We start from the raw sequence: 24,888 nt of genomic DNA, 5'->3' as shown, positions 1-24,888 counted from the left end.
GCTTACCTTGCCGTCGCAATTCGCAGCGTTTGTAGCAAATGAGATTGATCGGCAGTCACATGTCATTGACGTAGGGTGTGGGAATGCCCGTGACAGTTTTTTCTTTTCACGACACGGGTTCAAAGTGACCGGCATGGATGCGTCTGAGGCAGCGATTGCGTCAGCGCAAAAGCATGCACAAAAGCAGGGCGGCGACGATCTTGAATTTGTTCAGACCAATCTCGAAGATGGATTGATTGAGCGTGTGTTGTTCGAGCGACGATCTGAAATCGTTTGCGTTTATGCTCGGTTCTTTTTGCATGCGATCACAGATGATGAAGAAGATGCTCTGATCCGGGCGCTGCGGAGCGAGTGCAGGCCTGGCGATGTCGTAGCGTTCGAATATCGAACGTTGGCGGACCGAGCCACAACGAAAATTGCGGTGCCGCATTTCCGGCGATACGTAAGTGCGACGGATCTGGATTCAAAAATGGAAGCCTCAGAATTCCGAAAGTGTTATGGCGTCGAAGGCAGTGGTTTCGCAAAATATAAAACAGAAGATGCGATCGTCGCCCGCGCGATCTATGAAAAAACACAATGACAGAAGAAGAGTTAATCAAGGAGCTTGCCTCACTTCGAGAGCATGTTTTCACCCATGCTGCGGCACAAACTGCACTACCACGGCCTCGTAAAACGCGCTTGGCTGTCAATTCGCTAAAGGAACCAATAAAGCGCTTGGAAAACCAGGCGCTATTTGATGACTGGGAAGAGACCTATATCCTTCTTTGCTGCCATGGGAGAACAAAGCCTGCCCGGACGCACGGTAGGCTAAAGCATATGGAGACTCGCTATGCGGATCAGGGCAAAGAGGCGCGCTTTGCCTCGTTCTTTGAGCGCGTGAAGCAGACGCTATACCCCGATTTCATTACACCGCATGGCTATAACAGAACATTCGGGGAAAAGACTGGCGATGATATCTTTTCAAAGCTTGACGCCGAGCTTGAACCCGTAATCCGTTTAGGAAAGCCGATCATGCTGTACGCTGGCGCATTGTTGGGTCATGTTCGCGAGGGTGGATTGATCGGTCACGATGACGATGTCGATTTTGCGGTGTATTTGGGTGAGTCCACGCTTGAAGGCGTCGCAAAAAAATGGGCTGATTATCAGCGAAAGTTGCTGGACAGCGATTGCTTGGATGACAATTCGCTGAAAAACAGCATTCCTATCTTCAAAGTCAAAAATAACTTGGGTATTGATATCGATCTGTTTCCGGCTTGGACGGAAAACGGGCGCTTTAGCGTGTATCCGTACTCACTTGATGATCTGCCGGAAAGCGCGATTTTCCCACTCAAATCGCTTAACGGTGGTGAAATCATGCTGCCACAGGACGCGCCTGCATTGCTGGCCCAAAGTTACGGTAACAATTGGCGGATACCGGACCCGCTTTTTCATTTCCATTGGCGACGGGCGCGCCGTAAGTTTGCACCTTTGTGTCAGCGCGACTTTAGTATCGGTTGAAAGCGCCGCGCCATAGGCCCTCAAGTTGCAATCACATTTGTGCCAAGGGGGTAAGTCAGGGGTATGCCTGACCAGATCAATGTAGGGATGTGCGCTTTGTCGCGGGAGGGGTGAGGCTATGGTTTGTGCGCAGCGGATTCTGCAAGCCTTAATGTCGGCTTGTTTCCCAATAACCAAGAGGTCTCAGAACATTTCCAGCTATGTGGCTTCCTCTGCGCAGAAGACGCGAGTCACCTAAATTTACCCCTTGGAAACGCGGCCCATCTGTCCTAAGTAGAGCCACGGAATAAAGCGTGCGATTCGTCGTGCGCTTTATTTTGTTTCGTCCAAGACGGTGGGTGGGTCCATCTGGCCCCTTAATTCCCTGCCTGAGACGGGTAAGACCAAAGAATTCTGAGGGTCACGATCCTCGGGCGCATTTTGGCCAATCCCGTAACAACGGACCTGAACGCCGGAGCGAAAGCTGCGGCAAATATGAGCCGGGGTGAGATATCGCCCCTAACTTGGAGAGAACTGTGGATAGAGCCCAGAAAGAGAAAGTGGTCGAGGAACTCGGCCAAATCTTCGAAAGCTCTGGCGTCGTAGTGGTTTCGCACTACGCCGGTCTGACAGTTGCCGAGATGCAGGACCTTCGCGCACGTGCTCGTGACGCGGGTGGTGCCGTGCGTGTTGCCAAGAACAGGCTCGCCAAAATCGCCCTTGAGGGTAAGCCGTGTGAAAGCATGGCCGACCTGCTGACAGGGATGACCGTTCTGACCTATTCCGAGGATCCCGTGGCAGCAGCCAAGGTGGCCGAGGACTTCGCCAAGGATAACAAGAATTTTGAAATCCTCGGCGGTGCAATGGGCGAGAACGCTCTGGACCGCAAAGGCGTTGAAGCCGTTTCGAAAATGCCGTCTCGTGAAGAGCTTATTGCTTCGATCGTGGGCTGCATTGGCGCACCTGCTTCGAACATCGCCGGCGCGATTGGCGCACCTGCAAGCAACATCGCAAGCATCCTTTCCACCATCGAAGAGAAGGCGGAAGCTGCGTAAGCGGTTGGCACTGAATGATCTGCGTAGGGTAAATACCCTGACGTTGGAACACACACTGTAAACGGAAAGAGCTGATAAAATGGCTGATCTGAAAGCACTCGCAGAAAGCATCGTGGGTCTGACCCTGCTGGAAGCACAAGAACTGAAAACTATCCTCAAAGACGAATACGGCATCGAGCCTGCAGCTGGCGGCGCCGTAATGGTTGCAGCTGGTGGCGACGCCGGTGGCGCAGCTGAGGAAGAAAAAACCGAATTCGACGTCGTTCTGAAGAACGCCGGCGCTTCGAAAATCAACGTGATCAAAGAAGTTCGCGGCATCACCGGTCTGGGCCTGAAAGAAGCCAAAGAGCTGGTCGAAGCTGGCGGCAAGATCAAAGAAGGCGTGTCGAAAGACGAAGCCGAGGAAGTCAAAGGCAAGCTGGAAGCAGCTGGCGCCGAAGTCGAGCTGGCCTAAGCCAACCGACAGGTGCATCGCTGATGCGCCGCAAAAATTTGGCTGGGTCCGGAGAAATCCGGGTCCAGCCGAACCTGTCTTAGAAAGGGCCTCATTGTCTGGGGCGTTTTCTAAGACACGGTTTTCGGATCGGGAGGCCACCTTCGGGACGGTGGTCACGAATTGATCCGGACGTGTCGTCTCGATTGTGCAAGATGCCGGGGCCCGACGGTGTCTTTGCCCGCTGAGAACATCGAAAGGTGACATCTGACATGGCTCAAACGTTCCTTGGCCAGAAACGTCTTCGTAAATATTACGGCAAAATCCGCGAAGTGCTGGAGATGCCGAACCTCATTGAGGTGCAGAAATCTTCTTATGATCTTTTCCTGCGCTCCGGCGATGCAGAACAGCCCACAGACGGCGAAGGCATCAAAGGTGTGTTCCAGTCGGTTTTCCCGATCAAGGATTTCAACGAAACCTCCGTTCTGGAGTTCGTGAAATACGATCTGGAAAAACCCAAATACGACGTCGAAGAGTGCATGCAGCGCGACATGACCTACAGCGCGCCGCTGAAGGTCACACTGCGCCTGATCGTGTTTGATGTCGATGAGGACACCGGCGCGAAATCGGTCAAAGACATCAAAGAACAGGACGTGTTCATGGGCGACATGCCCCTGATGACGCCGAATGGTACCTTCATCGTGAACGGCACCGAGCGTGTGATCGTGTCCCAGATGCACCGCTCGCCCGGTGTGTTCTTTGACCACGACAAGGGCAAAACCCATTCCTCGGGCAAACTGCTTTTTGCTTGCCGCATCATCCCGTATCGCGGCAGCTGGCTGGACTTCGAGTTCGACGCCAAGGACATCGTCTTCGCCCGTATCGACCGTCGCCGCAAACTGCCTGTGACCACCCTGCTGTACGCGCTGGGTCTGGATCAGGAAGCGATCATGGACGCGTATTACAACACCGTGTCCTACAAGCTGGACAAGAAGAAAGGCTGGGTCACGCCCTTCTTCCCCGAGCGTGTGCGCGGCACCCGTCCGACATATGATCTGATCGACGCGAAATCTGGTGAAGTGATTGCCGAAGCGGGCAAGAAAGTCACCCCGCGCGCGGTCAAGAAGCTGATCGACGAAGGTGCTGTTACCGACCTGCTGGTGCCCTTCGACAACATCGTCGGCAAGTATGTCGCCAAGGACATCATCAACGAAGAAAACGGCGCGATCTATGTCGAAGCCGGTGATGAGCTGACCCTGGAGTATGATAAAGACGGCGACCTGATCGGCGGCACCGTCAAGGACCTGATGGATGCGGGCATCACCGACATCCCGGTTCTGGACATCGACAACGTCAACGTTGGCCCCTACATGCGCAACACCATGGCTCAGGACAAGAACCTGAACCGTGAAAGCGCGCTGATGGACATCTACCGCGTCATGCGTCCGGGCGAGCCTCCCACCGTCGAGGCTGCGTCGGCTCTGTTCGACACCCTGTTCTTCGACAGCGAGCGCTATGACCTGTCCGCCGTTGGTCGTGTGAAGATGAACATGCGTCTGGCTCTGGACGCGCCGGACACCCTGCGCACGCTGCGCCGCGAAGACATCGTGGCCTGCATCAAGGCGCTGGTGGAACTGCGTGACGGCAAAGGCGACGTGGACGATATCGACCACCTCGGCAACCGTCGTGTGCGTTCAGTGGGCGAACTGATGGAAAATCAGTACCGCGTTGGCCTGCTGCGCATGGAGCGCGCGATCAAAGAGCGTATGTCGTCGGTCGAGATCGACACCGTCATGCCGCAGGACCTGATCAACGCGAAACCAGCTGCGGCTGCTGTTCGTGAATTCTTTGGCTCATCGCAGCTGTCGCAGTTCATGGACCAGACCAACCCGCTTTCGGAAGTCACCCACAAACGCCGTCTCTCGGCGCTTGGCCCGGGAGGTCTGACGCGTGAGCGTGCGGGCTTTGAGGTGCGCGACGTACACCCGACCCACTATGGTCGGATGTGCCCGATTGAAACGCCCGAAGGTCCGAACATTGGTCTGATCAACTCGCTGGCCACCTTTGCCCGCGTGAACAAGTATGGCTTCATCGAAACACCCTACCGCGTCGTCAAAGACGCCGAGGTGACCGATGAGGTTCACTACATGTCCGCGACCGAAGAAATGCGTCACACCGTGGCGCAGGCGAACGCGACCCTGGACGCCGATGGCAAGTTCATCAACGATCTGGTTTCGACCCGTCAGGCTGGTGACTACACTCTGGCCCCGCGCGAGAATGTGGACCTGATCGACGTGTCGCCGAAACAGCTGGTCTCGGTTGCTGCATCGCTGATCCCATTCCTTGAGAATGACGACGCCAACCGCGCTCTGATGGGCTCGAACATGCAACGTCAGGCGGTTCCGCTGCTGCGGGCCGAGGCTCCGCTGGTCGGTACCGGGATCGAGGAAAAGGTTGCGATCGACTCGGGTGCCGCGATTCAGGCGAAACGCGCCGGTATCATCGACCAGGTTGATGCCCAGCGTATCGTTATCCGCGCCACCGAAGATCTGGAACTGGGTGACGCTGGCGTTGACATCTATCGTCTGCGCAAGTTCCAGCGTTCGAACCAGAACACCTGCATCAACCAGCGTCCGCTGATCAAGGTGGGTGACACCGTCCAGAAGGGCGAGGTCATTGCCGATGGTCCGTCGACCGATATGGGTGAACTGGCGCTTGGTAAGAACGTGGTCGTCGCGTTCATGCCGTGGAACGGTTACAACTACGAAGACTCGATCCTGATCTCAGAACGTATCGCGCGTGACGACGTCTTTACTTCGGTTCACATCGAGGAGTTTGAAGTCGCCGCCCGTGACACCAAGCTGGGTCCGGAAGAGATCACCCGCGACATCCCGAATGTCGGTGAAGAAGCGTTGCGCAACCTCGACGAGGCGGGCATCGTTTACATCGGCGCGGATGTTGAGCCGGGCGATATTCTGGTCGGCAAGATCACTCCGAAGGGCGAAAGCCCGATGACCCCGGAAGAAAAGCTGCTGCGCGCCATCTTTGGTGAAAAAGCATCTGACGTTCGCGACACCTCGCTGCGCGTGAAGCCGGGCGACTACGGTACGGTCGTTGAGGTCCGCGTCTTCAACCGTCACGGAGTTGAAAAAGACGAGCGTGCGCTGCAGATCGAGCGTGAGGAAGTCGAACGTCTGGCCCGTGACCGGGACGACGAGCTGGCGATCCTTGACCGCAACATCTACGCGCGTCTGCAGGGCCTGATTCTGGGTAAAACCGCTGTCAAAGGCCCGAAAGGCGTCAAGGCAGGGTCGGTGATCACCGAGGAACTGCTGGAAACCCTGACCCGTGGTCAGTGGTGGCAGCTGGCACTGGAAGGTGAGCAGGACGCACAGATCGTCGAGGCTCTGAACGAGCAGTACGAAGTGCAAAAGCGTGCTCTGGACGCCCGTTTCGAGGACAAGGTCGAGAAAGTCCGTCGTGGCGACGACCTGCCGCCGGGTGTGATGAAGATGGTCAAAGTCTTCATCGCCGTGAAGCGCAAGCTGCAGCCGGGTGACAAGATGGCCGGTCGTCACGGGAACAAAGGTGTGATCTCCAAGGTTGTTCCGATGGAAGACATGCCGTTCCTGGCCGATGGTACTCCGGTTGACTTCTGTCTGAACCCGCTGGGTGTGCCTTCGCGTATGAACGTCGGTCAGATCCTTGAAACCCACATGGGTTGGGCCGCGCGCGGTCTGGGTCTGAACATCGACGACGCTCTGGGTGAATACCGTCGCTCCGGCGACCTGACCCCGGTACGCGAAGCGATGAAGCTAGCCTATGGTGAGAATGTCTACGAAGAAGGCATCACCGGTCTGGACGAAGATGGCCTGATCGAGGCTGCGGGCAACGTGACCCGCGGTGTTCCGATCGCAACTCCGGTCTTTGACGGTGCCAAAGAGGCTGACGTCAACGACGCGCTGGTGCGGGCGGGCTTCTCGGAAAGCGGACAGTCGGTTCTGTTCGACGGTCGTACCGGCGAGCAATTTGCGCGTCCAGTGACCGTGGGCATCAAGTACCTGCTGAAACTGCACCACCTTGTGGACGACAAGATCCACGCGCGTTCGACCGGGCCGTACAGCCTGGTGACCCAGCAGCCGCTGGGTGGTAAGGCGCAGTTCGGTGGTCAGCGATTTGGTGAGATGGAAGTCTGGGCTCTGGAAGCTTACGGCGCCGCCTACACCCTGCAGGAGATGCTCACCGTGAAATCGGATGACGTCGCTGGCCGGACCAAGGTCTATGAGTCGATCGTCAAGGGCGAGGATAACTTTGAAGCGGGCGTACCGGAATCGTTCAACGTTCTGGTGAAAGAAGTCCGTGGCCTCGGCCTGAATATGGAACTCCTGGATGCGGAGGTTGAGGAGTAAGGGCCTCGGCCCTTCCTCCCGTCCCCCCTTCCGCAAGATTTGAGGTATCAAAATGAACCAGGAAATCACCAACAACCCGTTCAACCCGCTGACACCGCCGAAAGTCTTTGACGAGATCAAGGTTTCGCTGGCCAGCCCTGAACGGATCCTGTCTTGGTCCTATGGTGAGATCAAGAAACCCGAAACCATCAACTACCGGACGTTCAAGCCCGAGCGTGACGGTCTGTTCTGTGCGCGTATCTTTGGCCCGATCAAAGATTACGAATGTCTGTGCGGCAAATATAAGCGGATGAAGTATCGCGGCGTTGTCTGCGAGAAATGCGGTGTGGAAGTCACTCTGCAGAAAGTCCGCCGCGAGCGTATGGGCCACATCGAACTGGCCGCGCCCGTTGCACATATCTGGTTCCTGAAATCGCTGCCGTCCCGCATCGGTCTGATGCTGGACATGACGCTGCGCGATCTGGAACGCGTTCTGTACTTTGAAAACTATGTTGTCATCGAGCCCGGTCTGACTGACCTGACCTACGGCCAGATGCTGACCGAAGAAGAGTACATGGACGCGCAGGATGCCTATGGCATGGACGCGTTCACCGCGAACATTGGTGCCGAAGCTATCCGTGAGATGCTGGCTCAGATCGATCTGGAAGCCGAAGCCGAGCAGCTGCGCGCTGATCTGGCCGAAGCGACCGGCGAACTGAAGCCCAAGAAGATCATCAAGCGTTTGAAGGTTGTTGAATCCTTCCTCGAGTCCGGCAACCGGCCCGAGTGGATGGTTATGACCGTAATCCCGGTCATTCCGCCGGAACTGCGTCCGCTGGTTCCGCTGGATGGTGGCCGTTTTGCGACCTCGGATCTGAACGATCTGTATCGCCGCGTCATCAACCGGAACAACCGTCTGAAGCGTCTGATCGAGCTGCGTGCACCAGACATCATCGTCCGCAACGAAAAGCGGATGCTGCAGGAATCCGTTGACGCTCTGTTCGACAACGGCCGTCGTGGCCGCGTGATCACCGGCGCCAACAAGCGTCCGCTGAAATCGCTGTCGGACATGCTGAAAGGTAAGCAGGGTCGCTTCCGTCAGAACCTTCTGGGTAAGCGCGTCGACTTCTCGGGCCGTTCGGTCATCGTGACCGGTCCGGAACTCAAACTGCACCAGTGTGGTCTGCCAAAGAAGATGGCGCTGGAGCTGTTCAAGCCGTTCATCTACTCGCGCCTTGAAGCCAAGGGTCTGTCTTCGACCGTGAAACAGGCAAAGAAACTGGTCGAGAAAGAACGTCCCGAAGTGTGGGATATCCTCGACGAGGTGATCCGCGAACACCCTGTCATGCTGAACCGTGCGCCGACGCTGCACCGTCTTGGCATTCAGGCGTTCGAGCCGGTTCTCATCGAAGGTAAAGCCATCCAGCTGCATCCGCTGGTCTGTTCGGCCTTTAACGCCGACTTCGACGGTGACCAGATGGCCGTTCACGTCCCGCTGAGCCTTGAGGCCCAGCTGGAAGCCCGTGTTCTGATGATGTCGACGAACAACGTTCTTTCGCCGGCAAACGGCGCGCCGATCATCGTTCCGTCGCAGGATATGATCTTGGGTCTGTACTATGTGACCCTCGAACGCGAAGGCATGCCGGGCGAAGGCAAGGTCTTCGGTTCGATCGAAGAAGTTCAGCACGCGCTGGACGCGGGTGAGGTGCATCTGCACTCGAAAATCACCGCGCGGATCACGCAGATCGACGACGAAGGCAACGAAGTTCAGAAGCGCTATGAAACCACTCCGGGCCGTCTGCGTCTGGGTGCATTGCTGCCGATGAACAACAAAGCCCCGTTCGAGCTGGTCAACCGCCTGCTGCGGAAGAAAGAAGTTCAGCAGGTGATCGACACCGTCTACCGTTACTGCGGTCAGAAAGAGTCGGTTATCTTCTGTGACCAGATCATGTCGATGGGCTTCAAAGAAGCCTTCAAGGCGGGCATCTCGTTCGGTAAGGACGATATGGTCATCCCGGATGACAAGTGGGGCATCGTTGATGACACCCGCGGTCAGGTGAAGGACTTTGAACAGCAGTACATGGACGGCCTGATCACTCAGGGCGAAAAGTACAACAAAGTTGTTGATGCCTGGTCGAAGTGTAACGACCGCGTCACCGAAGCGATGATGAGCACCATCTCGGACGTTGCCAAGGCCGAAGACGGGTCGGATCAGGAGCCGAACTCGGTCTACATGATGGCCCACTCCGGTGCACGTGGCTCGGTCACTCAGATGAAACAGCTGGGCGGTATGCGTGGCCTGATGGCCAAGCCGAACGGTGACATCATCGAGACGCCGATCATCTCGAACTTTAAAGAAGGTCTGACCGTTCTCGAGTACTTCAACTCGACCCACGGTGCCCGTAAGGGTCTGTCGGATACCGCTCTGAAGACGGCGAACTCGGGTTACCTGACCCGTCGTCTGGTGGACGTCGCACAGGACTGCATCGTTCGCGAGATCGACTGTGGTACTGAGCGTGCGATCACAGCCGAAGCCGCCGTGAATGACGGTGAGGTTGTTGCCTCGCTGGCCGAACGTGTGCTGGGTCGTGTGGCGGCTGACGATGTTCTGCGTCCGGGCACGGATGAGGTGATCGTGGCCGCTGGTCAGTTGATCGACGAACGCATGGCGGACACCATTGACGAAGCTGGTGTTGCGTCGATGCGCATCCGCTCGCCTCTGACCTGTGAGTCCGAGGAAGGCGTCTGCGCCACCTGCTACGGTCGTGACCTTGCACGCGGCACCATGGTGAACACAGGTGAGGCTGTCGGCATCATCGCCGCGCAGTCCATTGGTGAACCCGGTACGCAGCTGACGATGCGTACTTTCCACATCGGCGGTGTTGCGCAAGGTGGTCAGCAGTCGTTCCAGGAAGCCAGCCAGGAAGGCGTCGTTTCCTTCGAGAACCCGCAGATTCTGGTCAATGCCGCAGGCGAAAGCCTCGTTATGGGCCGGAACATGAAGCTGGTGATCAGCGACGAACACGGCGAAGAGCGTGCCAGCCACAAGCTGGGCTATGGCTCCAAGCTGTTCGTCAAGGACGGCACCAAGGTTGCTCGTGGCGACAAGCTGTTCGAATGGGATCCCTACACCCTGCCGATCATCGCCGAGAAAGCCGGTACCGCGAAATATGTCGACCTTGTTTCGGGCCTTGCGGTCCGGGATGAGACCGACGATGCAACCGGCATGACCCAGAAGATCGTGATCGACTGGCGTGCGGCCCCCAAAGGCAGCGACCTCAAGCCCGAGATCATTCTGGTCGGTGAAGATGGCGAGCCGGTCCGCAACGATGCGGGCAACCCGGTTCACTATCCGATGTCGGTGGATGCGATCCTGTCCGTCGAAGATGGTCAGACCATCGAAGCCGGTGACGTTGTTGCGCGTATCCCGCGTGAAGGCGCCAAGACCAAGGACATCACCGGTGGTCTGCCACGTGTGGCCGAACTGTTCGAAGCCCGTCGTCCGAAAGATCACGCGATCATCGCAGAAGCCGATGGTTACGTGCGCTTTGGCCGCGACTACAAGAACAAGCGCCGCATCAGCATCGAACCGGCTGACGAGTCCATGGAGACCATCGAATACATGGTACCCAAGGGCAAGCACATCCCGGTCGCCGAAGGGGACTTCATCCAGAAGGGTGAATACCTGATGGACGGTAACCCGGCTCCGCATGACATCCTGTCCATCATGGGTGTCGAAGCGCTGGCGGATTACATGATCGACGAAGTGCAGGACGTCTATCGCTTGCAGGGCGTGAAGATCAATGACAAGCACATCGAAGTCATCGTGCGCCAGATGCTGCAGAAGTGGGAGATCCTGGATTCAGGCGACACCACCCTGTTGAAAGGCGAACATGTCGACAAGCAGGAGTTCGACGCAGCCAACGAGAAGACCATCTCGCGTGGCGGTCGTCCGGCTCAGGGTGAGCCGATCCTTCTGGGGATCACCAAAGCTTCGCTGCAGACGCGTTCGTTCATCTCGGCGGCGTCGTTCCAGGAAACCACCCGCGTGCTGACCGAAGCCTCGGTTCAGGGCAAGAAAGACAAGCTGGTTGGCCTGAAAGAGAACGTCATCGTTGGTCGCCTGATCCCTGCCGGTACCGGTGGGGCCACTCAGGCCGTCCGCCACATCGCGCAATCGCGTGACAACGTGGTCATCGAAGCCCGCCGGGAAGAGGCCGAAGCGGCTGCTGCTCTGGCCGCTCCGACCTTCGACGACGACATGGTCGGTGATGAGCTGGACGTTCTTGTGGAAACACCGGAAAGCCGCGAATAGGCACCCTCAATAACTAAGAAAGGCCCCGCGATTTCGCGGGGCCTTTCTTGTTGTGAGCGCTCCGAGGCGAACTCTCACAAAGATAGTTACTAATGTGACCCGGTTTGTGGCATGCTTTCGTCAACAGAGGAGGGGGCCGCAATGACAACTCGTCAAACGCATGGGCGAAAGCGCCTGTATGACAGTATTTTGGACACCGTCGGAGACACGCCAAGCATACGAATAAACAGGATTACCCCCTCAAACGTGACGGTTTACGTAAAATTCGAAGCGTTTAACCCGGCCAGTTCTGTCAAAGATCGCCTTGCCCTCAACATCATCGAAGCGGCAGAACGCGACGGTAGCTTAAAACCCGGTCAGACAGTAGTTGAGGCGACCTCGGGGAATACCGGTATCGGGCTGGCGATGGTCTGCGCGGCCAAAGGCTATCCCTTGGTTGTGACTATGGCCGACAGCTTCTCGGTCGAACGACGCAAGCTGATGCGGTTTTTGGGGGCAAAAGTTGTCCTGACACCGCGCGCGCAAAAGGGGTTCGGCATGTATACAAAAGCTAAGGAACTGGCCGAGCAGAACGGTTGGTTCCTGGCCAGCCAGTTTGAAACCGCAGCCAATGCCGATATTCACGAAAATACCACCGCGCAGGAAATCTTGGGTGACTTTGATGGGCAGAATCTCGACTATTGGGTTACGGGCTATGGCACTGGCGGGACCGTCTCGGGCGTGGCCCGGGCTCTTAGAAAAGCGCGCCCTGAGACCAAGATCATCCTGACAGAGCCTGCCAACGCAGCCATTGTGTCGTCAGGATATGTGAACACGCGCAATGAAATACACCAGCCGACCGAGAGCCATCCGAACTTCGAGCCGCATCCGATCCAAGGCTGGACGCCTGATTTTATTCCGTGGGTTCTGCAGGAGGCCATTGATAACTCGTACTATGATGAGTTGATTCCCGTTCCCGGTAGCGACGGTATTGCATGGTCGCGCCGTTTGGCCGCGGAAGAGGGGATTTTTACCGGTATTTCTGGTGGCTCGACCTTTGCGGTCGCGATGAAACTGGCGGAGACTGCTCCGGAAGGTTCCGTCATGTTGGTAATGTTGCCAGATACGGGCGAGCGTTACCTTTCGACGCCATTGTTTGATGGCGTAGAAGAGGAGATGACGGATGATGAGATCGAGATCTCGAAATCTACGCCTTCCGCCCAGATGACAGATTGAAACGACTGAAAAGTCGACAGTTTGTGTAGCTCGTCGGAACTATTACTGTAGGATTGTCAGGCGCAAATTGAATTCGTGATCAATTGAACAGTGAATACGACAATATATTGAAGATCGGGTGTTGATTAAATGAGTCCTAACGTTAAAGGCGCGCTGCTGATGATGGGCAGTATGGCGGCCTTTACCGTCAATGATGCGTTGGTGAAAGTGGTGGGGCAAGATCTGCCTCTGTTCCAACTTGTGGCCATGCGCGGAGTTTTGGCGACAGTTCTTGTGTTGATAATGGCCCGTTATCTTGGGGCGCTCCACCTGAATTTTCCCCTCCATGACAAATGGCTTATCGCATTACGTTGCCTGGCAGAGTTGGCGGCGACCATCTTCTTTTTGACGGCTCTGATGCACATGCCGCTTGCCAACGTTACGGCAGTTCTACAGGCGTTGCCGCTGACCGTGACTTTGGGTGCTGCCTTATTCTTCGGTGAAGTAATTGGATGGAGACGTATTGCTGCAATTGCGCTTGGGTTCGTCGGTATGTTGTTGATCGTTCGGCCCGGTCCTGAAGGGTTCAGCATCTATGCGATTTACGCATTGATTGCGGTTGCTTCCGTTACAGTTCGCGATTTGATCACCCGCCGAATGTCTGCTGAAGTACCTTCTGTGGTGGTAACACTGGCGACATCCCTCACTATCACATTGGCAGCGATCATCGTCTCCACGTTTGAAGGATGGGTGCCGGTCTCGACCGCATCTGGAGCGATGATCGCCAGCGCTGCGGTCTTTGTTCTGATAGGCTATCTGTTCAGTGTCATGGTGATGCGCGTGGGCGAGGTCGGTTTTGTTGCGCCATTTCGCTATTCCAGCCTGCTTTGGGCACTGGGACTGGGGTGGGCTGTGTTTGGTGACTGGCCGGACGCGATCACAATGCTGGGTGGTGCATTGGTAGTTGGGGCAGGGATGTTCACTCTGTTTCGCGAACGGTCGCGTCAGGCGGAGAAGTGAGGCAAACGTACGAAACCGGGGTTTAGCGCGAAACGCGTGGCAAAATCGGTCTCGATTTCGGGCGTGATCGGCGCAAGCTGCGCCTTCTGCTTTTCAGCGCGCGGCGAGTCGTTGGAGTTGTTCAATGTCCTGATCCACATCGGGCGATCAGGATAACTGACCACTGGCATGAAACGCCCGATCCGGTTGTGGGTAAAACTTATGATCGTGTGGTCGCACCCGCCCGCGATAAGCATGCCCAAGCCCACCCCAAGCAGAGATTTGTAGACTTGTGCCGCCCAAACCCCATTCGGCCCAAAGCTGGCCTGGTATCCGTTGTTGAAATCGAGGCCTATGGCCTGATTTTTTCCAATCAGCCCGGCAACATCATCGGCGGACTCGCGCAGTCTTTCGATGAAATCAATCGAAATGCTGTCGTCGTCATCATGGCGAAATTGAAGACAGGGCCGGTCCGGGTTTGAACGCGCTTCCTGAAGGATTCGTTTCATGACCTGCCGGTGTTTATGGCTTGGTTCGACGGGTCTTTGGACAATTCGTACCTGCTTGATGTCAGCGGTGAGGTCCTTAAGCCGGTCGAGCGCCTTTCGCGGCAGACAGTCCCCAACAACGACCAGAAGCTGATAGTCCCCATCTGTCTGCGCGCGAAAGCTGGGCAACGTCACAGATTCGAACAGGCGGAACCGCTCTTCCAGACGAGCAGGGTTGTAGAGATGGGCGCGCCGATCTGCGACCGTGTCATGTTCGATCTGGAAATCGCCCAGAGCAGGGAATGAAAATCGGCACAGGCCAAAGACTTGCATGGGGCATCCAATGGTTTGCAGGGCATGCTCACTATGCATCCGGTGCCGGAGTGCTGCAATGCGTCGGCGCAGTGGGAATCTCCATTAGTTCCTGATAGACGGCCGGAGCTCTTATGTACAACACGCCTTTCCTGCTGGGCTGTTGACACTCGGGCCGACTCCCCTTAATACGCGCGACATCTCGGTACCGGGGGCCGCCCCATAACCGATTTCAGTAATGAACTGGTCAAGGCCCGAACACTTTTATCGTTCGCGCCCTCTGATAACAAACCGCGACGTTCACCTCGGAATGGGAACGCTCGCGGGTTTTGCGCTTGTGGACGCATGAGTGCAGCGAATTTAACCGCACGCAACGCGCGTGCATGTCATGTGTGTTGCAAAACGGGGAAGAAACCGGAATGCCAACTATTCAACAGCTGATCCGCAAACCGCGGCAGCCCAAAGTAAAACGCTCGAAGTCCATGCACTTGGAACAGTGCCCGCAGAAACGCGGCGTCTGCACCCGCGTGTACACCACCACACCTAAGAAGCCGAACTCGGCTATGCGTAAGGTTGCCAAGGTGCGCTTGACCAACGGGTTCGAGGTCATCTCGTACATCCCGGGTGAAAGCCACAACCTGCAGGAACACTCGGTTGTTCTGATCCGTGGCGGTCGTGTAAAAGACCTTCCCGGTGTGCGTTACCACATCCTGCGCGGTGTTCTGGATACTCAGGGCGTCAAAGATCGTAAGCAACGTCGTTCGAAATACGGCGCGAAGCGTCCCAAGTAAGAAGGAGAGGCTGATATGTCACGTCGTCACGCCGCCGAAAAACGCGAAGTCCTGCCTGACGCCAAATTTGGCGACAAGGTACTGACCAAATTCATGAACAACCTGATGATCGACGGCAAGAAGTCGGTCGCAGAGCGCATCGTTTACAACGCGTTTGACCGCGTTGAGAACAAGGTAAAGCGCGCTCCTGTCGAAGTGTTCCACGAAGCGCTCGACAACATCAAACCGTCGGTCGAGGTTCGCTCGCGCCGCGTTGGTGGTGCAACCTATCAGGTTCCGGTCGAAGTGCGCCCTGAGCGCCGCGAAGCACTGGCCATCCGCTGGCTGATCACTGCTGCGCGCGGCCGCAACGAAAACACCATGGAAGAGCGCCTTGCAGGCGAGCTGCTGGACGCCGTTCAGTCCCGCGGTACTGCCGTCAAGAAACGCGAAGACACCCACAAGATGGCCGAGGCGAACAAAGCCTTCAGCCATTATCGTTGGTAATCCGAGAGGCTTAGACCAATGGCACGCGAATATCCGCTCGAACTGTACCGTAACTTCGGTATCATGGCGCACATCGACGCAGGTAAGACCACCTGCTCGGAGCGTATCCTGTATTACACTGGTAAATCCCACAACATCGGTGAGGTGCACGATGGTGCAGCCACCATGGACTGGATGGAGCAGGAGCAGGAACGCGGCATCACCATCACTTCGGCTGCGACCACCACTTTCTGGGAACGCACCGAGGACGGTCAGACCGCAGAAACTCCTAAGCACCGCCTGAACATCATCGACACCCCCGGCCACGTTGACTTCACCATCGAAGTTGAGCGTTCGCTGGCGGTTCTCGACGGTGCTGTCTGCGTTCTGGACGCAAACGCCGGTGTTGAGCCCCAGACCGAAACCGTGTGGCGTCAGGCTGACCGCTACAAGGTTCCGCGTATGGTTTTCGTCAACAAAATGGACAAGATCGGCGCTGACTTCTTCAACTGCGTCAACATGATCGAAGACCGCACCGGCGCACGCGCTGTTCCGGTTGGTATTCCGATCGGTGCCGAGTCCGAGCTGGAAGGCCTGATCGACCTGGTCACCATGGAAGAGTGGCTGTGGCAGGGCGAAGATCTGGGCGCAAGCTGGATCAAAGCTCCTATCCGCGACAGCCTGAAAGACATGGCTGACGAATGGCGCGGCAAGATGATCGAAGCGGCCGTCGAAATGGACGACGACGCGATGATGGAATACCTGGAAGGCAATGAGCCCGACGTTCCGACCCTGCGCGCCCTGCTGCGCAAAGGTACTCTGGAAATCGCGTTCGTTCCGGTTCTGGGTGGTTCGGCGTTCAAGAACAAAGGCGTTCAGCCGCTCCTCAACGCTGTGATCGACTATCTGCCCAGCCCGCTGGACGTTGTTGATTACATGGGCTTCAAACCCGGCGACGAGGAAGAAGTTCGTGACATCGCCCGTCGTGCAGACGACGACATGGCCTTCTCGGGTCTGGCGTTCAAAATCATGAACGACCCCTTCGTTGGCTCGCTGACCTTCACCCGGATTTACTCGGGCACCATGAACAAGGGCGACTCGATCCTGAACTCGACCAAAGGTAAGAAAGAGCGCATCGGTCGTATGATGATGATGCACTCGAACAACCGGGAAGAGATCGAAGAAGCGTTTGCAGGCGACATCATCGCGCTGGCAGGTCTGAAAGACACCACCACCGGTGATACTCTGTGTGATGCGAAAGATCCGGTGGTTCTGGAAACCATGACCTTCCCCGATCCGGTTATCGAGATCGCGGTTGAGCCCAAAACCAAGGGCGACCAAGAGAAGATGTCTCAGGGTCTGGCCCGTCTGGCCGCCGAAGACCCGTCCTTCCGTGTGGAAACTGATCTGGAATCCGGTCAGACCATCATGAAGGGCATGGGCGAACTTCACCTGGACATCCTGGTTGACCGTCTGAAGCGCGAGTTCAAGGTTGAAGCGAACATCGGTGCACCTCAGGTGGCCTATCGTGAAACCATCTCGATGCCGGTCGAGCACACCTACACCCACAAGAAACAGTCGGGTGGTTCGGGTCAGTTCGCGGAAGTCAAGCTGGAGATCCAGCCGACCGAGGCAGGCGAAGGCTATTCGTTCGAAAGCCGCATCGTTGGTGGTGCCGTTCCGAAGGAATACATCCCCGGTGTTGAAAAAGGTATCAACTCGGTCATGGACAGCGGCCCGCTGGCTGGCTTCCCCGTGATCGACTTCAAGGTTGCCCTGCTGGACGGTAAGTTCCACGACGTTGACTCGAGCGTTCTGGCGTTCGAGATCGCATCGCGGATGTGTATGCGTGAAGGCATGCGCAAAGCTGGCGCGAAACTGCTGGAACCGATCATGAAGGTCGAAGTGATCACCCCGGAAGAATATACCGGCGGTATCATCGGTGATCTGACCTCGCGTCGGGGCCAGGTATCTGGTCAGGAACCGCGCGGAAACGCAATCGCGATCGACGCGTTTGTTCCGCTGGCCAACATGTTCGGCTACATCAACACTCTGCGTTCGATGTCGTCGGGCCGTGCCCAGTTCACCATGCAGTTCGATCACTACGATCCGGTTCCGCAGAACATCTCGGACGAGATTCAGGCGAAATACGCATAAGCGAAGATTTGAGGGAGCGCGGCTAACGCGCTCCCTTCATTACCGAAAAAGGAGGCCATCATGGCAAAGGAAAAGTTTGAGCGTAATAAGCCGCACGTCAACATCGGCACGATTGGCCACGTTGACCACGGCAAGACCACGCTGACCGCAGCAATCACCAAGTATTTCGGTGACTTCAAAGCGTATGACCAGATTGACGGCGCGCCTGAAGAAAAAGCACGTGGCATCACCATCTCGACCGCCCACGTGGAGTACGAGACCGACAACCGCCACTATGCGCATGTCGACTGCCCCGGCCACGCCGACTATGTCAAGAACATGATCACCGGTGCCGCTCAGATGGACGGCGCGATCCTGGTTGTGAACGCAGCTGACGGCCCGATGCCGCAGACCCGCGAGCACATCCTGCTGGGCCGCCAGGTTGGCATCCCGAAGATGGTCGTGTTCATGAACAAAGTTGACCAGGTTGACGACGAAGAGCTGCTGGAACTGGTTGAGATGGAAGTTCGCGAACTGCTGTCCAGCTACGAATACCCCGGCGACGATATTCCGATCATCGCAGGTTCGGCTCTGGCCGCGATGGAAGGCAACAACCCGGAAATCGGCGAAGAGAAGATCAAGGAACTGATGGCGGCTGTTGATGACTACATCGACACCCCTGAGCGTGAAGTTGACAAGCCGTTCCTGATGCCGGTCGAAGACGTGTTCTCGATCTCGGGCCGTGGTACTGTTGTGACCGGCCGTGTCGAGCGTGGCGTGATCAATGTTGGCGACGAGATCGAAATCGTCGGCATCCGTGACACTCAGAAAACCACCTGTACCGGTGTTGAAATGTTCCGCAAGCTGCTGGATCGCGGTGAAGCGGGCGACAACATCGGCGCCCTGCTGCGCGGTATCGACCGTGACGGCGTTGAGCGTGGCCAGGTTCTGTGTAAGCCGGGTTCGGTTACACCGCACACCAAGTTCGAAGCCGAAGCCTACATCCTGACCAAGGAAGAAGGCGGTCGTCATACCCCGTTCTTCGCGAACTACCGTCCGCAGTTCTACTTCCGTACAACTGACGTGACCGGCACCGTGACCCTGGCGGCTGGCACCGAGATGGTTATGCCCGGCGACAACGTCGGCTTCACCGTCGAGCTGATCGCCCCGATCGCGATGGAAGACGGCCTGCGTTTCGCCATCCGCGAAGGTGGCCGCACCGTCGGCGCCGGCGTCGTCTCGAAAATCATCGAGTAATTCGCGTAAGCGAATATACAAAGAAAGGGCGTCCCTCGGGGCGCCCTTTTTCGTTTTTGCCTAAGCCAACAGTAATGCTAACTTCTTTCGTATTGAGACATTGCAATTAGAAAGAGGTCATAAGATGCACTTTTGGGCGCGTTCAGTTTGTCTTGTCGCAGCGGTTGCTTTCTCATCTACCTCTGCGTCCTCACAACAGATTGCGGATCGGATCTATTTGGGCGGACCAATTGTAACGATGAACGATACGGCTCCGTCCGCCGAAGCTGTCGCAGTCAAAGACGGGCGCATTCTTGCGGTCGGGTCGCTATCTGACTTGTCGGTGCATCAGGGTGAGGAAACCGAAACCTATGATCTGGAAGGGCGCGCGATGCTTCCGGGTTTCGTTGATAGCCACGGACATGTCGTCATGGGCGGCCTGCAAGCCCTGTCCGCTAACCTTCTTGCGCCACCGGACGGGGATGTCATTGATATCGCCAGTCTGCAATCCACACTGACTGACTGGGCCGAGGAGAATGCGCAAGCCGTTGAGCAGGTCAAAATGATCATCGGCTTTGGTTACGACAATGCTCAGTTAAAGGAACTCCGTCACCCAACACGACAAGAGTTGGACATTGTGTCTGAGGACTTGCCGGTCGTCATTATTCATCAGTCTGGGCATATAGGTGTCGCAAACTCGAAAGCTTTGGAATTGGCTGGTATAACGGCGGCTTCCGAAGCACCTCCGGGCGGGGTGATCCAACGCGATGAGGCCGGAGAGCCAAACGGTGTTCTGGAGGAGTACGCGTTCTTTTCGGTTCTCGTGCCGATGCTGGGGAATTTGGGTGAGGAAGGTCTGGCAGCATTTGCCCGAGCTGGGACCGAACTCTGGGCAAAGTTTGGATATACGACCGGACAAGAAGGTCGATCTTCAGGTGAAATCGTCGAAGTTCTTAAGAAAGTTGCCGCAGAAGAAGGGCTTCCTATCGACGTTGTAGCGTTTCCGGATGTTCTCGAGTCGAGGGAGTATATCGGAGCAAACACCTCGGCGGATTATGACAACCGGGTTCGGATAGGGGGCTGCAAGCTGACAATTGACGGTTCGCCGCAGGGCTTCACGGCTTTGCGGGATCGACCCTACTATGATCCGGTTGGAAACTATGCCGCGGGGTACGCAGGTTATGCCGCCATAACCATGGAACAACTCCAGGACGCTGTGAACTGGTGTTACGAGAATGATTTCCAGATCCTTGTGCATTCCAACGGCGAAGGAGCATCTGACATGCTGATTGCTGCGCTCGAAGAGGCGCAGATCAAGTATGGCGACCCTGGCAACCGGCCCGTTCTGGTGCACGGTCAGTTTCTAAGAGAGGATCAGGTTGCCAGTTTTAAGCGCCTTGGTGTGTTTCCGTCGTTATTCCCGATGCATACGTTTTATTGGGGCGATTGGCACCGAGATCATACTGTTGGGCCGGTCAATGCAGACAATATCTCTCCTACAGGATGGCTACGCGAACGTGACATGATGTTCGGCACGCATCACGATGCGCCGGTGGCCTTTCCAGATAGCATGCGTGTTCTTGCGGCTACGGTCACGCGTCGCACGCGGTCAGGTGACATTCTGGGGCCGTATCAGAGGGTCGATGTCATGACGGCATTGAAGGCAATGACGATCTGGCCTGCATGGCAGCATTTTGAGGAAGATGAGAAGGGCTCGATTGAGGTCGGCAAAGTGGCGGATTTTGTGATCCTGTCGGATGATCCCACGGCAGTCGATCCGGAGACTCTGGCTGAACTTGAGGTGCTGGTGACTGTCAAAGGGGATGAGGTTGTCTATGAAGCTGAGGAGGGCGTCAGAGAGGGCAATTTGCAATTCTCGCCATTTTCAAATGACCCTGTGATTGCTCATCTTTTCCTGCACGCGGTTTATCAAGGCATGAAGGTAGAAGATCCTTGGTTAGTGAGGAATTAGGTTAAGTTTTGATTGAAACAGACCGAAAATGGAGCCGAGGTGGACATGTGTATCGTTCGGCGTTGAGCTAATGGCACCGATCGCGATGGAAAACGGTCTGCGCTTCGCGATCCGCGAAGGCGGCGGCACCGTCGGCGCCGGTGTAGTATCGAAAATCATCGAGAAAGGCGCGCTTGTCGCACCTGGTTGCGGCAGGCGATTTTCCATGGAAAAATCTGCCGAGAGCAACTCAGTGAGGAAATCAAGAAGGCCGTCCCTCGGGGCGGCCTTTTTCTTGTAATCAGCTTCTGAAGTTGAAATAGATTTTTGTATGGCGAGTAGAGATCAGCTTTATGCAAAGTTCGGAATTACTGCGGAAGCGGCACAGCTATTCGAGACTGCGCTCGGAACTGTTGTGTTGGCGAGCAAGGGACATAACAACAATTGGTACAGCGAACAGGACCCAAATGCGGCCGCAAGGGCTCTAGAAGTTATTGAATGCAGCACGTTGGGCAGAGTCCTGGAAATGCTAAAACAAGAATTGCGGTTTGAAGACGATCTAATCATCAAACAGTTCAAACGAGGCTTGGTCGCAAGAAACAAACTTTTTCACGGGTTTTTTGAGCGTCATAACTTTAAGATTCAGTCCGAAGTGGGGCGGGATGATATGGTCGCTGACTTAGAAGAGTTGCATGAAGAGCTTTTTCAGTGCTGGAGGGTGGCTGATAGTCTCGCGAGTGCGCTTGCGGAAGAACTCATCACTGAAGAGCAGATTAAGAAGCACACTTCAGGTGAAAGTCCAATCAAATAGGCCTTGCCAAATCCCACCAACCCCACTAATACGCGCGAGTTCTCATCAAGAACATCAAGGCGGGATGATTCCCGCCTTTTGGGTTCGAAGAGGGTTGGCGATGCGCGTCTGTCCTCCTCTCAACCTCAACGCCTGATAAAAGGCTGTATCTATGCAAAGCCAAAACATCCGTATTCGGCTGAAGGCATTTGACTATCGCGTTCTGGATGCCAGCACGCAAGAGATCGTCAACACTGCAAAGCGGACCGGCGCGAACGTGCGCGGCCCGATCCCGCTGCCGAACAAGATTGAGAAGTTCACGGTTCTCCGTGGCCCTCACGTTGACAAGAAATCCCGCGACCAGTTCGAGATCCGCACGCACAAGCGTCTCTTGGACATCGTTGATCCGACCCCCCAGACCGTTGACGCGCTGATGAAGCTCGACCTCGCTGCTGGTGTGGACGTCGAGATCAAGCTGCAGTCGTAAGATCGGAGGGTATAGATTATGCGCTCTGGTATTATCGCAAAAAAAGTTGGCATGACCCGCCTGTTCATGGAAGACGGCAAGCAGATCCCTGTGACCGTTCTCCACCTGGACAACCTGCAGGTCGTTGCACAGCGCACCGCTGACAAAGACGGCTACACTGCCGTTCAGCTGGGCGCCGGTGCTGCCAAAGCAAAACGCACCTCGAAGGCCATGCGCGGTCACTATGCCGCTGCCAAGGTCGAGCCCAAGCGTAAGCTGGCCGAGTTCCGCGTCTCCGAAGATGGCCTGATCGATGTGGGCGCCGAGATTTCGGCAGAACACTTCCTGGAAGGTCAGAAAGTTGACGTTTCAGGCACCTCGATCGGTAAAGGCTTTGCCGGCGCAATGAAGCGTTGGAACTTTGGTGGTCTGCGCGCCTCGCACGGTGTTTCGATCAGCCACCGTTCGCACGGTTCGACAGGTCAGTGTCAGGACCCGGGCAAGGTGTTCAAAGGCAAGAAGATGGCCGGTCACATGGGTGCTGCCCGTGTTACCACCCAGAACCTGGAAGTTGTCAAAACCGACGCCGACCGGAACCTGGTCTTCATCAAAGGCGCCGTTCCCGGACCGAAATCGGGCTGGGTCACCGTCAAGGACGCCGTCAAGAAGAAAGCACCCGAAGGTCTGCCTTTCCCGGCAGCCGTAAAAGGTGCTGCAACTGAAGCACCTGCGGAAGAAGCTCCCGCGGAAGGTGGTGAAGCATGAAACTTGATGTAATCAAACTGGACGGCGGCAAAGCCGGCAACATCGAGCTGGATGCAGACCTGTTCGGTCTCGAGCCGCGCGCGGACATCCTGCACCGTGTGGTCCGTTGGCAGCGCAACAATGCGCAGGCCGGCACCCACAAGGTCAAGACCCGCTCGGAAACCAGCTATTCGACCAAGAAGATCTATCGCCAGAAGGGCACCGGTGGTGCACGCCATGGTGACCGTAATGCGCCGATCTTCCGTGGTGGTGGTATCTACAAAGGCCCCGTCGTGCGTTCGCATGGTCATGACCTGCCAAAGAAGTTCCGCAAGCTTGGCCTGCGCCACGCTCTGTCGGCCAAAGCCAAGGCAGGTGAACTGGTCGTGATCGAGAACGCCGAAGCCGAAGGCAAGACCGCCGCTCTGGCCAAACAGGTTGCAAACCTGGGCTGGAAACGTGCTCTGGTCATCGACGGCGCGACCGTGAACGAAGGGTTCCTGAAAGCGTCCAAGAACATCGAAGGTCTGGATATCCTGCCGTCGATGGGCGCAAACGTCTATGACATCCTCAAGCGTGACACCCTGGTGCTCACCAAAGCGGCTGTCGAAGCACTGGAGGCTCGTCTGAAATGAGCGCGAAGGCAGAACACTACGACGTGATCCGCAAGCCGATCATCACTGAAAAGTCGACCATGGCGTCCGAAAACGGCGCAGTTGTCTTTGAAGTGGCGATCGATAGCAACAAGCCGCAGATCAAAGAGGCCGTTGAGGCTCTGTTTGGTGTGAAGGTCAAAGCGGTGAACACCACCGTGACCAAAGGCAAGGTCAAGCGGTTCCGCGGCCAGCTGGGCCGTCGGAAAGACGTCAAAAAAGCATATGTGACCCTGGAAGAGGGTAACACAATCGACGTGAGCACCGGTCTTTGATCCGACGCTTACTGCGACTATTCACGGCCCCGGCGGTTCAACCCGTCGGGGCCGATTTCGCTTTAGACCCTGAAACTGCGCGTGCGCAGGTGTTGGAGAAGATGCGGGCCTTCAGCGCCGAGCCCTATTTTCAGATCGCCGATGAAAAGCTGGGGCTTTTGTCGGTTTTCGACGATCTGAAATACGACCGGGCGGATGTGGACATGATCTCTCCGGCGATGCGCAATCATGTGGTCGATAAGCTTGGTCCGCTGGGGTTTCGCCAGACCTCGGGTACGGTGTTGGAACACGTCGAGGCCGAGATGCGTGTGCACATCCCCAAGTTCCACGCCCTCGGTGCGTCGCCCTTCGACATCACGCGCTATACTGAGAAACGCCCGCAGGATTACTGTCTCCTGACGCCTACACAGGTGGCCTGCCAGTATGTGGATCACTACGTGCTGGACGAAGCGGTGCAGCGGATCGAGACGTTAATTACGAAGCACCCGATCAACCTGCTCAAACTGGCGGATTATCTGGAAGGCAAACCCAAGCACCGCGCATTTCGCAAGGTTTTGGGTCATATCCAACTCAAGCAACGTATCGCGGTAGAGTCTGAGCCGCTCTGCAGAAGGCGGTCGTTGGGCTAAGAGTTTCGTTGACTCATCAGAAACGCGTCAGAAGCACGTGCAACCCTGGAAGAGAGGCCACACATCGATATATCCGGCGGTCCGTGATTGGA

20 protein-coding genes and 1 pseudogene are annotated in these 24,888 nt (G+C 56.4%); 20 read left to right on the top strand and 1 reads right to left on the bottom strand.

The features are described from left to right. Window positions 1-7 precede the first annotated feature (7 nt). From ACRZ9U_RS06840 to ACRZ9U_RS06805, 8 genes are all read left to right on the top strand, one after another. Window positions 8-580 carry a class I SAM-dependent methyltransferase gene (locus ACRZ9U_RS06840; protein ID WP_480901493.1) on the top strand — a complete coding sequence of 191 codons (573 nt, stop codon included), beginning with the start codon at window positions 8-10 and terminating at the stop codon, window positions 578-580. Beyond that, window positions 577-1,497, top strand: a complete 921-nt coding sequence (locus ACRZ9U_RS06835) for a LicD family protein (RefSeq protein WP_170406498.1) — start codon at window positions 577-579, stop codon at window positions 1,495-1,497. The genes ACRZ9U_RS06840 and ACRZ9U_RS06835 overlap by 4 nt, the downstream gene beginning before the upstream one ends. 515 nt (window positions 1,498-2,012) lie before the next feature. Then, the gene (gene rplJ / locus ACRZ9U_RS06830) at window positions 2,013-2,531 is read left to right on the top strand and encodes a 50S ribosomal protein L10 (protein WP_170406495.1); all 519 of its coding nucleotides are present in this window, start codon (window positions 2,013-2,015) and stop codon (window positions 2,529-2,531) included. A gap of 79 nt (window positions 2,532-2,610) precedes the next feature. Continuing rightward, the gene (gene rplL / locus ACRZ9U_RS06825; protein WP_010441182.1) at window positions 2,611-2,985 is read left to right on the top strand and encodes a 50S ribosomal protein L7/L12; all 375 of its coding nucleotides are present in this window, start codon (window positions 2,611-2,613) and stop codon (window positions 2,983-2,985) included. Window positions 2,986-3,236: 251 nt separating this feature from the next. Next, window positions 3,237-7,373, top strand: coding sequence for a DNA-directed RNA polymerase subunit beta (gene rpoB / locus ACRZ9U_RS06820; protein ID WP_170406492.1), 4,137 nt, complete (start codon window positions 3,237-3,239; stop codon window positions 7,371-7,373). A gap of 52 nt (window positions 7,374-7,425) precedes the next feature. Then, complete coding sequence (rpoC, locus tag ACRZ9U_RS06815) at window positions 7,426-11,667, top strand: DNA-directed RNA polymerase subunit beta' (RefSeq protein WP_170406489.1); 4,242 nt, start codon at window positions 7,426-7,428, stop codon at window positions 11,665-11,667. A gap of 141 nt (window positions 11,668-11,808) precedes the next feature. Beyond that, on the top strand, window positions 11,809-12,882 hold the full coding sequence (locus tag ACRZ9U_RS06810) for a pyridoxal-phosphate dependent enzyme (protein ID WP_170406486.1): 1,074 nt from the start codon (window positions 11,809-11,811) through the stop codon (window positions 12,880-12,882). Between the two features lie 129 nt (window positions 12,883-13,011). Continuing rightward, window positions 13,012-13,881 (top strand): DMT family transporter, encoded by an 870-nt coding sequence (locus tag ACRZ9U_RS06805; protein WP_170406483.1) that lies wholly within the window; start codon window positions 13,012-13,014, stop codon window positions 13,879-13,881. Here ACRZ9U_RS06805 and ACRZ9U_RS06800 read toward each other — a convergent pair. After that, window positions 13,866-14,720, bottom strand: coding sequence for a glycosyltransferase (locus ACRZ9U_RS06800; RefSeq protein WP_480901480.1), 855 nt, complete (start codon window positions 14,718-14,720; stop codon window positions 13,866-13,868). The two genes, ACRZ9U_RS06805 and ACRZ9U_RS06800, sit on opposite strands and share 16 nt — an antisense overlap. Window positions 14,721-15,079: 359 nt before the next feature. On the opposite strand from ACRZ9U_RS06800, the gene rpsL reads away from it, so the two are divergent. The 12 genes and pseudogenes from rpsL to ACRZ9U_RS06740 all read left to right on the top strand — a co-directional run bounded on the left by rpsL (window position 15,080) and on the right by ACRZ9U_RS06740 (window position 24,796). Then, window positions 15,080-15,451 carry a 30S ribosomal protein S12 gene (gene rpsL / locus ACRZ9U_RS06795; RefSeq protein ID WP_005621086.1) on the top strand — a complete coding sequence of 124 codons (372 nt, stop codon included), beginning with the start codon at window positions 15,080-15,082 and terminating at the stop codon, window positions 15,449-15,451. Window positions 15,452-15,466: 15 nt separating this feature from the next. After that, on the top strand, window positions 15,467-15,937 hold the full coding sequence (gene rpsG, locus ACRZ9U_RS06790; RefSeq protein ID WP_010441203.1) for a 30S ribosomal protein S7: 471 nt from the start codon (window positions 15,467-15,469) through the stop codon (window positions 15,935-15,937). An 18-nt stretch (window positions 15,938-15,955) separates the two neighbouring features. Next, window positions 15,956-18,073, top strand: a complete 2,118-nt coding sequence (gene fusA, locus ACRZ9U_RS06785; protein WP_170328783.1) for an elongation factor G — start codon at window positions 15,956-15,958, stop codon at window positions 18,071-18,073. Window positions 18,074-18,133: 60 nt separating this feature from the next. Beyond that, window positions 18,134-19,309 carry an elongation factor Tu gene (gene tuf, locus ACRZ9U_RS06780; RefSeq protein ID WP_010441214.1) on the top strand — a complete coding sequence of 392 codons (1,176 nt, stop codon included), beginning with the start codon at window positions 18,134-18,136 and terminating at the stop codon, window positions 19,307-19,309. A gap of 238 nt (window positions 19,310-19,547) precedes the next feature. Further along, window positions 19,548-21,260 carry an amidohydrolase gene (locus ACRZ9U_RS06775; RefSeq protein WP_480886685.1) on the top strand — a complete coding sequence of 571 codons (1,713 nt, stop codon included), beginning with the start codon at window positions 19,548-19,550 and terminating at the stop codon, window positions 21,258-21,260. 49 nt (window positions 21,261-21,309) lie between these two features. Continuing rightward, a pseudogene (locus ACRZ9U_RS06770) lies at window positions 21,310-21,423 on the top strand (EF-Tu C-terminal domain-related protein); the annotation flags it as partial. A 147-nt stretch (window positions 21,424-21,570) separates the two neighbouring features. Continuing rightward, on the top strand, window positions 21,571-22,050 hold the full coding sequence (locus ACRZ9U_RS06765) for a hypothetical protein (RefSeq protein ID WP_170402823.1): 480 nt from the start codon (window positions 21,571-21,573) through the stop codon (window positions 22,048-22,050). Between the two features lie 151 nt (window positions 22,051-22,201). Beyond that, window positions 22,202-22,516 (top strand): 30S ribosomal protein S10, encoded by a 315-nt coding sequence (rpsJ, locus tag ACRZ9U_RS06760; protein WP_008756422.1) that lies wholly within the window; start codon window positions 22,202-22,204, stop codon window positions 22,514-22,516. A gap of 18 nt (window positions 22,517-22,534) precedes the next feature. Continuing rightward, window positions 22,535-23,260, top strand: a complete 726-nt coding sequence (gene rplC, locus ACRZ9U_RS06755) for a 50S ribosomal protein L3 (protein ID WP_039538255.1) — start codon at window positions 22,535-22,537, stop codon at window positions 23,258-23,260. Then, the gene (gene rplD / locus ACRZ9U_RS06750; protein ID WP_010437039.1) at window positions 23,257-23,874 is read left to right on the top strand and encodes a 50S ribosomal protein L4; all 618 of its coding nucleotides are present in this window, start codon (window positions 23,257-23,259) and stop codon (window positions 23,872-23,874) included. The genes rplC and rplD overlap by 4 nt, the downstream gene beginning before the upstream one ends. After that, window positions 23,871-24,167 carry a 50S ribosomal protein L23 gene (locus tag ACRZ9U_RS06745; protein ID WP_008757532.1) on the top strand — a complete coding sequence of 99 codons (297 nt, stop codon included), beginning with the start codon at window positions 23,871-23,873 and terminating at the stop codon, window positions 24,165-24,167. The genes rplD and ACRZ9U_RS06745 overlap by 4 nt, the downstream gene beginning before the upstream one ends. After that, window positions 24,164-24,796 (top strand): hypothetical protein, encoded by a 633-nt coding sequence (locus tag ACRZ9U_RS06740; protein ID WP_480901477.1) that lies wholly within the window; start codon window positions 24,164-24,166, stop codon window positions 24,794-24,796. The genes ACRZ9U_RS06745 and ACRZ9U_RS06740 overlap by 4 nt, the downstream gene beginning before the upstream one ends. Window positions 24,797-24,888 lie beyond the last annotated feature (92 nt).

It is taken from the genome of Ruegeria sp. D7 (genome assembly GCF_056534355.1).
This window is presented reverse-complemented; position numbering and strand designations above follow the sequence as displayed.